Here is an 11,992-nt window from a genome sequence, read left to right on the forward strand (position 1 = left end):
GTTGGTGAGTGGTAAGCAGGTCCAATAACACAGGTTGCGCGGGTACGCGAAGCCCAATGGTATCTAATCCACCCGTGACTACCGGTGAAACATGCTCGGCACGTGGCAGCAGCAGCGTCATCGGCCCTGGCCAGAAGGCATTCGCCAGCTTATATGCYTCATCCGGGATTTGCGTTGCCCACTCGGTGATCGATGCGACGTCACCGAGATGAACAATCAAAGGATGATTGGCGGGTCGCCCTTTAGCGGTAAAAATGCCCGCGACGGCGTCTGGATTGCTGGCATCCGCTGCCAAACCGTACACGGTTTCTGTGGGCACCGCGACTTGTTCGCCGGCTTTTAGCAGCTCGGCGGCTTGTGTTAGATCCGTTGAACACTGCGCTGAGAGAAGTTGCGTTTTCAACGACATGCTCCGTTTTATTTTGCTACGTTCAGGTGATACCACTGACCTGAGCGATCGCGTTGCCATACTGCACCTTGCGCATCAATTTGCATCAAGTACAGCCAGCCGTGATTCGCCAGCGCGGCTATATCGTCATGGCGTGCAAGTATACTATCAATTGCCTCCCGAGGGGCAGCGATAAATACGCTTAATCGCACTGGCTGGTGGCGATATCGACGGCCATCGTGCACTGATTGATGCGATAAGCCAATTCGTAAGTCGCCGCCATTCCCTTCAAATACGCCAATGTGGCCACCCACGATGTTGTGGAGCAGCTTGTTGCCGCTGCCGAATTTTTCCGGTGCGGTGACAGAAGCAAAGTACTGCAGATTGATCCAATTGGTCACCACCATGGGCGCGGTGAGTATGGTTTCAAGCTGGCTAAAGTCACGGTCTTTGTGCATGTCGTAGTCGTGTAAAAAGCTGCGACCTTGCAAATTAATCTGTCGAGACAGGGTGCGCGGGCCAACGATTAACGCGGCGTTGTCACACAGTCCCCACTCAGGACGCATTTGCGCCCAGTCTTTGGCCCGTGTACCAAAGAAGCGTTTGAGTTTGGATGGCTGGGTAGGCGCCTGATCAAACTGACTGGCGCGGGTAGCACGTGCTTGCTCGCTTGCGTTGACCAGCCAAGTTTGCCATTGCGCATGCTCGGGAGCGTGAAAGACATCCAGTGCGTCGGTGGTAGTGTTGTGCATGGCGGCATAAAAACGGGTGCTGGCGGGAATCGTCACGCCTTGCTGTGCCATGGCATCACGTACGTCGGCATCGTTAAGAAGCTGTGCAAGTACGCGGACATTTACCTCGCCGGTTTGTCCGCCGCAGGCACCACAGTCAAGCCCTGCAGCATGAGGGTTGTTACAGGTTTCACTGCCATGACCCACCAACAGGACGGCATCGGCCAGTTGATCAGCAATGCCCATTGCGCGCAAGATACCAGCGCCTAGCTCGGCCTTTTCTGCTGCGGTTAACGGTGTATTGTCACGGGTGAGCGCCCAATCACTGTCAGTATGGCTGAGTCGATTTAACGGGTTCTCGGTGCCAGAAATGCGCAATGCGCGTTTTAGCAAGCTCACTAGCTTTAACATGCCACCGGCTTCGACCATGCCTAAATTGGCAGCGGGCGCATCAAGGCTGCGCTGCCAGCCGAGCTTGGTCATTCGCAACCAGCGTTCGGGGGTAGCATGAGTTTGTGAGGCGGTGACCGCTGGCGCCAGTAAACCAGGCAGTTGTGGCCGATGAATATGGCTATCAGTGGGCTGATATGCAATCGGCAAGCCAAAAAAGCCAGCAAAGCCAAGGGTTTGAATCCGTTCGGATTGCGCTTCTAATGCGCGACGCATTGGCTCAGAGCGCACATCGATACAAAATACAGCCTGAAGCGTGGGGGAGGTGTCGAGCGTGTCGACACTGGCCTGCGCAGATAGGGCGTGTGCCCAAGGGCGCTGCTGACTGATTTCCAGCGCTTGTTGCCAAATCCACAGGGGCGCGAGCTGTTGTTGTGCTTGGTGATACCAATGGCGGACATTCACCGCTTGATGGTGCATGGACTGACGAATGCTTGCCCACGCTGCGTCACGATGTTTAGCAAGCCAGCGTGCCAGCACTGTATCCCACGCGAGTAAAATCGCGAATAGGCCCATGCCATGATCTTGTTGTTCACTGTCACTGAGCTGTTGCTGCCAATCTAACCAAGCCTGCCAGCTTGCCCAACCCGATAAACCGTGCATAAGCGCGTGGCAATAGGCCAAGTTACCGTCTTGGTCGTGAAGAGTCGGTTGCCAAAAGTCGGCCGCTTCAGCGATCAATGCATCGATTTGGGTGGGTAGTGCGGCGAAATCGGCAAGCAAATCCACGCCAGTGAGGGTTTTAATGCCTTTATCTTGGCTCACCACATCCAACCAGCATTGATAAAGGTGCTCACCGCCTTGGCCTTGAGCATCAAAGCGCTGTGGGTATTGGTGATAGAGCGCGAGAAACTGGCTCACTTGCTGCTGGATTTCTTGCTGCCACGATAAGCCTTCTTGTGCTTCTCGAGTGCGGTCACACAACTCAGCTAATGGCTTCCAACGCGGGAGGTCACTGCTATGACTACGCAGCGCACGCAGGCAATCACTTGCCGTCAATGCGCTGCCAGAGGTTGAAATGGCCTCGGCAAGGTGTGCCTCACTAATCGGCGATTGCCAATGTGACAGATAGTACGCCGACGACATTAACGGACAATGGCCGCTTAACACTGCTTGTTCGGCAAAAACTTGCTCAATGGGGGTAAAGCGTTGCGGCCACCATGGGTTCACCGCAATCATTTGATCCAACGGCCAGCTTGGCGCAATCGCGGCGACTGCTTGCTGTGTGGCATCGCGAAAATCGCTCACATCGAGGGACTCAGGGTATGCAGATACATTGGGCGTTTTCGCAATCATTAACGCGTCTCCTTATGCGGTTGCCATTGGGTCGTTTGTAGTTGGATTAAAGAAGCACTTGGCCACCATTTGAGTGTTAGGCGCGTCGCCCATTCATCAAGGTAAGCGCCGGCGTTCAGCCAAATAAATAGGCGATTCACCCACGCTTTGTGAGGCCAGTACTGGACCGCCAGTGACAGAGCAAACAGCGCGATAAACAGCACCAGCGCAAAGGCATCGGCAAATAAGTAGGTGGCATTACCGCCCGCGACAAACACAATCAAGCTATGTTTAATGGCGGCGTAGAGTCCGAGCAGGCCAAGCGCAAACACGCTACTGAGCAGTACGCGTGTCGGGCGAGCAGCGCCTGGGCGTGTAAAGGCTGGTAATAGCAGCATGGTCATCGCCATCCACAGCAACCAGCCGGCGGCCAAGCTATTTAAAATACCGACACTCAGATGCACGGCGACAATCAAACCGGCGGCGGTGGCCATCGCGGCAAGCCAATGGCTACGACGCGGGACTGAGGCATCAGCCAGTTGGGTGGCGAGCCAATGATTCACGCCATTGCCGCTGTTGAGGAAAGAGAACGCCTTGTAGAAAGAGTGCGCCAGTAGGTGCAGCAGTGCCAACTCGTAAAGACCTAGGGCGATTTCGACCAACATCAGCCCCATTTGTGCGACGGTCGACCACGCCAGTTTTACCTTGATGCTCACGCGTGTCAGGCTCACCAGCCCAGCAACCAGCGTACTGACGCCCGCGATAACCAGCAGTGCCAAGCTGGCACTGGGGCTCGCCGCGAGCACTGGCGCGAACAGCATCAATAAGATCCCGCCAAGGTTCACAATGCCAGCATGCAACAAGGCAGAGACAGGTGTTGGCGCTTCCACCACTTGAATGAGCCAGCCGTGCRAGGGTAGTTGAGCGCACTTGATAATCGCCACGCCCACCAACATAAAGGCGGCGATGCTTACAGTCAGCGTATGAGGTTGCTGGCTGACTTGAAACATTAATTGGTCAATCTGCGCGGTTTGGTAGTGGAAAAACAACAGTAAAAATGCGCCACCGAGTAGCAATTCGCTAAAGCGGGCGAGCAGCATTTTTTTGTGTGCCGCGAGTTGGGCGCGAGGCCGATGCGGATAGAAAAGAATTAAGCGACCCAATGAGAGGCTAACCGCCACCCAGGCGAGCCAAAACAGCAACAGGTGATTGCTGACTAAAACCAACAAGACTGCCGACAAGGTGAGCAGTAAAGAGGAAAGAAAACGGTGTTTGTCGGCTTCACCTGCAAACGCAGTGGCACTGTATCGCCAGATAACACCGCCAAGAAGAGCAACCAGTGCGAGCAGCACCAGTTTGAGCGGGGTGACGAGAAATAGGGATAACATGACTTACCTCACAGCAATAGTTATGAGATACATTGTGAAAACTTACTACAGTTAAGTAAAATACATAATAAATCATTTTTCATTCTGTTTTAGAGAACGATGAGCCGACTCAACTACCATCATTTATATTATTTCTGGCAGGTGGCGCGTCACGGGAACCTGACCCAGACCGCCCGGCAGCTGCATATTTCGCAGTCGGCGCTGTCGTCGCAAATCAAGCAGCTTGAACAGGCGATGCAGGTGCAATTGTTTGAGCGCCAAGGTCGTACGTTGACGTTGACCGAAAGTGGCTATCAAGCGATGAACTATGCCGAAGAGATATTCCGCCAAGGGGAAGAGCTCGAGCAGTTGCTATCCAGCGGCGGGGCCCTGTCCAGTGCCACGAYTCGCATTGGCACCTTATCCACCATGTCGCGGAATTTTATCGAGCAGTTTATTCAGCCATTGGTTAATCAACGAGAGTGCCGCTACGTGTTGCAGTCGATGGATCAAACCGGCTTGCTCCATGCGCTGTCTGATCACCAGTTAGATTTGGCGCTAACCAATATTGCGGTGCGGGGTACCAATAAACAGATTTGGCAGTATCAGCAATTGGCTCGCCAGCCGGTAGCTGTGATTGGTTGGCCGGGTAAAGCCTTGTCGCCGACCTTAGACGCCAGCTACCAGCATCAAGCGTGGGTGTTACCTTATGGCGATAACCCGATTCGCTCAGGGTTTGATGCCATCTCTGCCCAGTATCAACTCAAGCCTTACATCATGGCAGAAGCCAATGATATGGCGATGCTGCGCCTATTAACCCGAGACAATGATGCGTTAGCGGTGATGCCCGAGGTGGTGGTTCGCGATGAGTTAGATAGTGGCATGCTCACCCGCTACGCTTTACTGCCGAGTGTGTATGAGCCGTTTTATGCGGTATCAATTAAACGTCAGTGGGTACATCCGAAATTGAATTCACTGTTAGATGCGTTCAGTGCGTCGCCGCTCGCGCATGGCGACGACCTTCGCGACGGCAACGGTCAGAGCAATACCTAACTTCGTCCCAACAGCGCGCCCACTTTTTACGCCACGTAAACGGGCGTTCGCACGTCAAACATACCTTGCTGGGAAGATGTGGCTTTTTATGCGCCATCTGGGTTGCCTCCAATAGATTGAGCAGCAGGCGAACGTGATTTTTGAGTGCGCTTGTTTGCGTGCTCAGCGCTGTTTGTTCGCTCAGGGCTGTCTGGRCGCACATGGGTGGCGAGGATCCGTGCTTTCTCGATACGAACGGCGTCTTGTTGACGAAACGACCATAAAATATCTCGCGCCCGTTTGCCTGTTTGTTCGATATCGACAATGGGTTTCGGGTAGTCTTCGCCAAGCACCACCCCGTACATCATCGCTTCCATGTCGGTCATTTGCCATGGGGTGTGGATCAAACTGTCGGGCAAGGGAGAAAGCTCGGGCAACCATTCACGAATAAATGCCCCCTCGGGATCTTGCTCCTGCGATTGTTTCACTGGGTTATAAATACGCAAGGTATTGGCGCCTGTCACGCCAGCTTGCATTTGAAATTGGGGGTAATGAATACCGGGCTCAAAATCGAGAAATAACTGCGCGAGGTGATGCACACCGCGGCGCCAATCAATCAACAAATGGTGGGTTAAAAAGCTGACCAGCATCGCCCGCATCCGAAAGTTGATATAGCCAGTGACGTGTAGGCAACGCATACAAGCATCGACGAGCGGATAACCGGTATTACCTTGTTGCCATGCGCGCAGGTGCGCATCGCTCTGCGGACCGTTTGCGTACTCAAAATGTAAGTAGCCTCGATTGACGGGCCGATGCTCCATGTGGTGCTCGCTTTCAAATTTCTGCATAAAATGACAGTGCCAATGCAAACGCGACACCATAGCTACCAGCGCTCGCCGCCAGCCCTTTTTCTGCCAATGGAGGAGGGTGATTTGATACATCTCGCGCAAGCTGATGTTACCCCATGCAAGATAGGGTGACAGCCGCGTACAGCTTTTGCGGCTGGCGAGCGGTTTAGAGATGTGACGTTGATAGCGTTGTCCGCGCTCGCGGAAAAAAGACTGTAAGGTTTTATACGCCCAACTCGGGCCGCCGGGCTGAAAGCGTGGCGCAGGAGAATCCCAATTGTGGTGATCGAGCGCGGGCAGCGTGAGTGATGTGTCTAGCCAGCGCGCTTGTTGCCAATCGGGATCGGCAAGAGGGGCGCGCATCACCTTTTGCCATTCTGCGTCCCAATCAACTCGATCTTTCGCGCCGCGGATCACCGCCCCAGTGGGAAATTCATGCCAAGGGATCTGATGGCTTGCTAGCCATTTCGCCACCGCTTTATCTCGAGAAAATGTCGCGTCGACGCCAATTTCTTGATGGCTGTACACCGCGCCAATTGCCTGCTGCTGGTGGATGGCGTCGAAAACGGCGAGTGCGTCACCTTGGCAAATAGTGACCTGCCCGCCAAGCGGCGCCAGCTGCTGATTAAGATCGCACAGCGACTGCCAGACAAATCGCCAGTGGCGCTCGCTATGGTGCGGATCGTTAAGCAGCAGTGGCTCAAACAGGTACAAAATCACCAAGGGACGCCCCGCGGCAATGGCAGCTTGTAAAGGGGCATGATCCCGCAGGCGTAAATCGCGTTTTAGCCATACAAGGCTGATGGGCGCGGACATAGGGCTCTCGTCAGTCGTAACAACAAACTTTTATTCACCCTTGGCGGTACGAGGCTGAATGACGCTTGGATCCCTAATAGTGACTTGGTTGAGGTCTAATTTCTCTCATTAACAAGCGCTAAGCATACAAAGCGAAATCAAAATGGTTTGCATTTGCCTTTTAAGCATCGGAAAATTAGCGCTCTCAGAGATAACGGGCAAGTGCCACGCGCTTGTGTTTGCAATAGTAGGATCGAGATATGTTAGAGGCAAAGGACGTTGCGTTTGCCGTCAACGGAAAAGTGTTACTCGATAAGGTGAGCTTGTCGTTTACGCCCGGAAAAATCTGTGCGTTGGTCGGGCACAATGGCTCGGGTAAGTCGACGCTGATAAAGTTGTTAGCGCAGCAACAGGCAACCAGCAGCGGGCAGATCGCATTAGACCAAAAGCCCTTGTCGAAATGGTCAGAAAAAGCCTTTGCGCGCGAGGTGGCGTATTTGCCACAGCATTTACCGGCAACAGACAACTTGACCGGGTATGAGTTGGTCAGTTTTGGTCGCTATCCTTGGCATGGTTTGCTGGGGCGGTTGACCAAAGCCGATCACCAAGCGATTAACGAGGCAATGGCGCTCACTGGTACCCAAGATTATGCTGAGCGCTTGGTCGATACCTTATCGGGCGGCGAGCGCCAACGGCTGTGGATTGCGATGCTGCTGGCACAGCAAACGCGTTACTTGCTGCTCGATGAGCCGCTATCTGCACTGGATGTGGCCCACCAAGTTGAAGTGATGACCTTGGTGCGCAAACTCAGCCGAGAGCTGGATAAGTCCATTATTATCGTGGTGCACGACATTAATATGGCGGCGCGTTTTTGTGATGAGATTGTCGCGCTGCACAGCGGGCAAGTCCTGACTCAAGGCGCGGTTAGCGATGTGTTTCAAGAGTCGGCCCTCAAATCGATTTATGGCATTGAGATGCCGATTGCCGACCATACCGCCGGTTATGCGGTTGCCATGCCGGGGGAGTTATCGCCGGTATGATCAAGTCCTCTTTTTTGACGCTTGTGGTCTGGCTGACTGCGGCCATGATGTCAGCGAACGTCAGTGCGTCACCTCGTATTCTCTCGCTGGATTGGACCCAAACTGAAACCTTGTTGGCCTTGGGAGTGACGCCCGTCGCGGTCGCGCAAAAGGCGGATTACAATTCGTGGGTGAAAGCCCCGCCCATTCCAGAAAAAACCGTCGATATTGGGCTTCGCACCCAGCCGAACATGGAGCGTTTGGCCGAGCTTCACCCCGATAAAATTCTGATCTCGCCCATTTTTAAGGCAATGAAGCCCAAGTTAAACACCATTGCGCCGGTCAGTTCAATTCCTCTGTATGAAAGTGGCCTAAGCTGGGCGTCGCTCAAAACCGTGACGCGGCAGATTGCACGTGAGGCCAACCGTCCTGAGGCCGGTGAAACCTTGATTGCCAATGCGAAACAGCAATTAGCGGGCCTGCGCGATACCATTCCCGGCGAACAGCCACCGCTTCTGATGATTCAATTCCTTGACGCCAACCATGTGCGGGTGTTTGGGACGAACAGCTTGTATCACGCCGCAATCAGTGAATTAGGGCTCAGCAACGCGTGGCAAAATACCACCAACAGTTGGGGGTTTAGCATGGTCTCCACCCGCGAGCTGCTAGACCTTGATGCGCAACTAGTGATTGTGCGCCCACTTCCCGCGGGCGTCGAGCAAACCCTTCAGACCAATATGTTTTGGCAATATTTGGTTAAACGTACGGGGCATACGCCATTGATGATTGATCCTGTATGGAGCTTTGGCGCGATTCCATCAGCGTTACGTTTTGCCCGCCTTGTGACCGCGGCATTGACCGAGCAAGGAGGGCAGGCATGAAACTGAACCTGTTATGGGTGCCCTTGGCGTTACTGGCGGCACTGTTAAGCCTCGCCTCCACTCAGTTGGGGCAGTGGAATGTGAATGCATCCATGCTCTGGCAGTCGCTGTGGTCGCTGGATGACAGTGCGTCGATTGGCGTTGTGATGCATTTAACCTGGTGSCCGCGCTTGGTCACCGCATTGCTGGCGGGGGCGTGTTTGGGGCTGGCCGGTACCTTGATGCAACAAGTGTTGCGCAACCCCTTGGCCTCGCCCTCGACGCTGGGGGTGGCGAATGGCGCTAGCTTGGCGCTGATGCTTGCGACGCTTTATGCCCCTTGGCTACTGACTTGGTCGAGCGCGATGGTGGCGATGTCTGGCGGGGTGCTGACCATGTTGGTGGTATTTGCGCTAGCGTGGCGACGCGGCCTATCGCCCACCGTAGTGGTGATCGCGGGTTTGATTTTAAACCTTTACTGCGGCGCGCTCAGCACCGTGCTGCTGTTGATGAATCAAGAAGCGCTGCACGGCATGATGGTGTGGGGCGCGGGTTCGATGGTGCAAACCGACTGGCACAGTGTGCAAGCCTTATTGCCACGTGTTGGATTGGCGGTCGTGTTGATCCTTGCCTTATTAAAGCCGCTCAACGTCTTGAGTCTTTCGGATGAAGGGGCGAAAAGCTTGGGCGTATCACTGGCGAAAATCCGTGTGATTGCTCTAGGGCTATCGGTGCTACTGACCGCGTGGGTAGTTAGCTTGATTGGCGTGATTGGCTTTGTCGGTCTCGCCGCGCCCGCGATTGCGCGCTTATGTGGCGCACGCAAGCTCATCACCCGATTGGGCCTAGCGATGATTTTAGGTGCCTTGATATTGGCAGCTACTGATTTGGCTGTCCAGCTGTTACCCGGCCGCCGGGCTATGATGGTGCCCACGGGGGCGGCGACGGCAGCCTTGGGAGCGCCTCTTCTTTTGTGGTTGTTACCACGGGTGTCACTGGGGAATCGTCAACGCCAACAAATGCATGCCGGTACGTCCGCACCACGTCAGGATTGGCCACTAGGCCGAACGCTGATGTTACTGGTGTTGGGTGTGGTGATTTTTGCCACCGTATCGCGTCAAAGTGAGGGCTGGCAGTGGCTGGCGCTCAGCGGCGATTGGTCTTTGTTGGAATGGCGCTTGCCACGGTTGCTGGCCGCGGCATTGGCGGGTGGTGTGCTTGCTGTTGCGGGTGCCGTGCTTCAGCGTTTAAGTGCTAACCCGATGGCGAGCCCTGAAGTGATGGGGATCAGTGCCGGTACGGCGCTGGGACTGATTGTCACTATTTTTGCTGGCATGGGCGCATCTATGCTGAGCTTATATGTCGGCGGCTTAATCGGTGCGGGGGCAACCTTGGCGTTGATTGTGCTGCTTAATCGCAAAACCGGCTTTCAGCCAGAAAAGGTATTGCTTACAGGCGTCGCCATAGCCGCTCTGATGCAAGCAGTACAAAGCTTTTTGATGGCAGGTGGCGATCCTCGCGCATATCAAGTGCTCGCGTGGATTTCAGGTTCAACCTACTATGTGACTGACAGTACGGTGACCACACTGGCCTTGGTTGCCGCCGTGCTGGTGGCGCTAGGATTAATGTGCCAGCGTTGGCTCGATATTTTGCCGCTCGGTGGCGAAACGGCTCAATCGTTGGGGGTTAAGGTAGGGCGTGCCCGCATGCTGTTGCTGGCCCTCGTCGCGGTCATGACCGTCAGTGCTACCTTGGTGGTGGGGCCGCTCAGTTTTGTCGGCTTGATGGCGCCACATATTGCGCGTAGCTGGGGAGCGAAAAATGCTCGGGCGCATATGATCACCGCCGGATTGATTGGCATGGGATTGATGCTGTTTGCTGATTGGCTCGGACGACAATGGTTATATCCGCAAGAAATGCCAGCAGGGATCATTGCCTCCTTGATTGGCGGGCTCTACCTAATGGTTGTGCTGCGTAAGCTATAGTTTTAACACACGGTGATCGACAGGATCGCCTCATCCCTAACTAAAGAGATGCAGTTTGCATCTCTTTTTGTTTGAGGAGCCAAGAGAATGAACAGTGATTCCATGCAGCGAGTGGCGGTTGTCGGCGCAGGTGGCGCGATTGGTGAAGCTTTTTGCCGCGCGTTGCTCGACAAGCCATCCATTCAGCAAGTCTTCGCCCTAGGGCGTCACCCCGCGCCACTTGCCGAAATAAGTGAAAAGGTGGTGCCTGTGGCGGTAAACATTTGCGATGAAGCATCAATCCAAGCAGCGGCCGAGCACATCGACGACAACAGCTTAGATGCGGTGATCATTGCCTCGGGAATGTTGCATGACGATGCGGTCAGCCCAGAAAAGCGGCTCGCGGCGTGCAGTAGTGAGGCCATGCATCAGCTCTTTGACGTCAACGCCGTCGCGCCGCTGCTATTGAGCAAGCACCTCGCGCCCAAATTGAAACGCAACGCCGAGGCGAAGCTTGCCATTTTATCGGCGCGCGTGGGCAGTATCAGTGATAACCGTGCGGGCGGTTGGTACGCCTATCGCGCAAGTAAAGCGGCGGTGAACATGTTGATCAAGTGCATGAGTATTGAGCTTGGCCGCCAAGACAAATCATTAACCGTGGTTGGCCTGCATCCGGGGACGGTCGATAGCCATTTATCCGCGCCATTCCAAGCCAATGTTAAGCCAGGCAAGTTATTCAGCCCGGCTCAATCGGCTGGCTATTTGTTGTCGGTGTTGGATGGCCTCGACAGTCGTCATACGGGTCGATTGTTTGCGTGGGACGGGGAAGAAATTGCCCCATAGGTTGGGGCATTGTTGCGTTATTTCCAATGCAATGGCTGCTCGAGGGTCGACAAAGGCTTTTCCGTGCCAAGCCCTATCATTTCATCATATGCCGTGTCAGTGACTAGCACGTATTGCGCGGCATTAACCCATTCAAAATCATCTTTTACCGCCAGCAAGCTGCGAGATAAATAGGGTTTATCGCCTTGATAAATTAGCTTCTGCTCCACCGTATCGCCGTGACGTAAAAAGGCGATAGCTTGATATAACATGCCATCAATGCCACGGATCTGAATCTTGTCAATGTTGTCGTAATTTATCAGTTCGCTCAGTTGTAAATTCATCACTCGTCCTTGCAGTCAGGTCTTTTCAAGATACTACGAGCTATGCAAGCACGCGGATCCCTCGAGGGTGAAGCATTGGCTAAAGCAGCAGCCTTTC

Annotated in this window: 11 protein-coding genes; 5 read left to right on the top strand and 6 right to left on the bottom strand. The window is 54.3% G+C overall.

The features are described from left to right. The 3 genes from BZG83_RS07840 to BZG83_RS07850 all read right to left on the bottom strand — a co-directional run. Positions 1–409: L-threonylcarbamoyladenylate synthase (locus BZG83_RS07840; RefSeq protein WP_108744052.1), on the bottom strand; the 409-nt coding region annotated here is incomplete at its 3' end. Positions 410–417: 8 nt separating this feature from the next. Then, complete coding sequence (locus tag BZG83_RS07845; protein ID WP_077480012.1) at positions 418–2,865, bottom strand: DUF2309 domain-containing protein; 2,448 nt, start codon at positions 2,863–2,865, stop codon at positions 418–420. Then, positions 2,865–4,232, bottom strand: coding sequence for an NADH-quinone oxidoreductase subunit L (locus tag BZG83_RS07850; protein ID WP_077480013.1), 1,368 nt, complete (start codon positions 4,230–4,232; stop codon positions 2,865–2,867). The genes BZG83_RS07845 and BZG83_RS07850 overlap by 1 nt, the downstream gene beginning before the upstream one ends. A gap of 99 nt (positions 4,233–4,331) precedes the next feature. On the opposite strand from BZG83_RS07850, the gene BZG83_RS07855 reads away from it, so the two are divergent. After that, complete coding sequence (locus tag BZG83_RS07855) at positions 4,332–5,264, top strand: LysR family transcriptional regulator (RefSeq protein WP_077480014.1); 933 nt, start codon at positions 4,332–4,334, stop codon at positions 5,262–5,264. Here the strand turns inward: BZG83_RS07855 and BZG83_RS07860 are convergent. Both BZG83_RS07860 and BZG83_RS07865 read right to left on the bottom strand, forming a co-directional pair. Next, complete coding sequence (locus BZG83_RS07860; RefSeq protein WP_077458369.1) at positions 5,200–5,361, bottom strand: DUF2256 domain-containing protein; 162 nt, start codon at positions 5,359–5,361, stop codon at positions 5,200–5,202. The genes BZG83_RS07855 and BZG83_RS07860 overlap by 65 nt on opposite strands. Beyond that, entirely contained in the window at positions 5,351–6,907 is a 1,557-nt protein-coding gene (locus tag BZG83_RS07865; protein ID WP_077480015.1) for an FAD-binding domain-containing protein, read from the bottom strand. The genes BZG83_RS07860 and BZG83_RS07865 overlap by 11 nt, the downstream gene beginning before the upstream one ends. 239 nt (positions 6,908–7,146) lie before the next feature. Here BZG83_RS07865 and BZG83_RS07870 point away from each other — a divergent pair, with 239 nt between their 5' ends. The 4 genes from BZG83_RS07870 (at position 7,147) to BZG83_RS07885 (ending at position 11,572) form a co-directional block, all read left to right on the top strand. Further along, entirely contained in the window at positions 7,147–7,926 is a 780-nt protein-coding gene (locus BZG83_RS07870; protein ID WP_077480016.1) for an ABC transporter ATP-binding protein, read from the top strand. Beyond that, positions 7,923–8,786 carry an iron-siderophore ABC transporter substrate-binding protein gene (locus tag BZG83_RS07875; RefSeq protein ID WP_077480017.1) on the top strand — a complete coding sequence of 288 codons (864 nt, stop codon included), beginning with the start codon at positions 7,923–7,925 and terminating at the stop codon, positions 8,784–8,786. Before BZG83_RS07870 ends, BZG83_RS07875 begins: the two co-directional genes overlap by 4 nt. Next, complete coding sequence (gene fhuB, locus BZG83_RS07880) at positions 8,783–10,750, top strand: Fe(3+)-hydroxamate ABC transporter permease FhuB (protein WP_077480018.1); 1,968 nt, start codon at positions 8,783–8,785, stop codon at positions 10,748–10,750. The genes BZG83_RS07875 and fhuB overlap by 4 nt, the downstream gene beginning before the upstream one ends. A gap of 87 nt (positions 10,751–10,837) precedes the next feature. Then, complete coding sequence (locus BZG83_RS07885; RefSeq protein ID WP_077480019.1) at positions 10,838–11,572, top strand: SDR family NAD(P)-dependent oxidoreductase; 735 nt, start codon at positions 10,838–10,840, stop codon at positions 11,570–11,572. 17 nt (positions 11,573–11,589) lie between these two features. Here the strand turns inward: BZG83_RS07885 and BZG83_RS07890 are convergent, their stop codons facing one another. Then, positions 11,590–11,895 carry a DUF6482 family protein gene (locus tag BZG83_RS07890; RefSeq protein WP_069586487.1) on the bottom strand — a complete coding sequence of 102 codons (306 nt, stop codon included), beginning with the start codon at positions 11,893–11,895 and terminating at the stop codon, positions 11,590–11,592. Between the last annotated feature and the right edge of the window lie 97 nt (positions 11,896–11,992).

The sequence above is a fragment of the Salinivibrio sp. PR919 genome (assembly GCF_001995355.1).
GTDB classification, from domain to species: domain Bacteria; phylum Pseudomonadota; class Gammaproteobacteria; order Enterobacterales; family Vibrionaceae; genus Salinivibrio; species Salinivibrio proteolyticus.

Bases quoted from the DNA above. Each gene is read 5' to 3' on its own strand.
- BZG83_RS07845 (WP_077480012.1), bottom strand. From the start codon at position 2,865: ATGATTGCGAAAACGCCCAATGTATCTGCATACCCTGAGTCCCTCGAT.
- BZG83_RS07860 (WP_077458369.1), bottom strand. From the start codon at position 5,361: ATGGCGCATAAAAAGCCACATCTTCCCAGCAAGGTATGTTTGACGTGC.
- BZG83_RS07870 (WP_077480016.1), top strand. From the start codon at position 7,147: ATGTTAGAGGCAAAGGACGTTGCGTTTGCCGTCAACGGAAAAGTGTTA.
- BZG83_RS07875 (WP_077480017.1), top strand. From the start codon at position 7,923: ATGATCAAGTCCTCTTTTTTGACGCTTGTGGTCTGGCTGACTGCGGCC.
- BZG83_RS07885 (WP_077480019.1), top strand. From the start codon at position 10,838: ATGAACAGTGATTCCATGCAGCGAGTGGCGGTTGTCGGCGCAGGTGGC.
- BZG83_RS07890 (WP_069586487.1), bottom strand. From the start codon at position 11,895: ATGAATTTACAACTGAGCGAACTGATAAATTACGACAACATTGACAAG.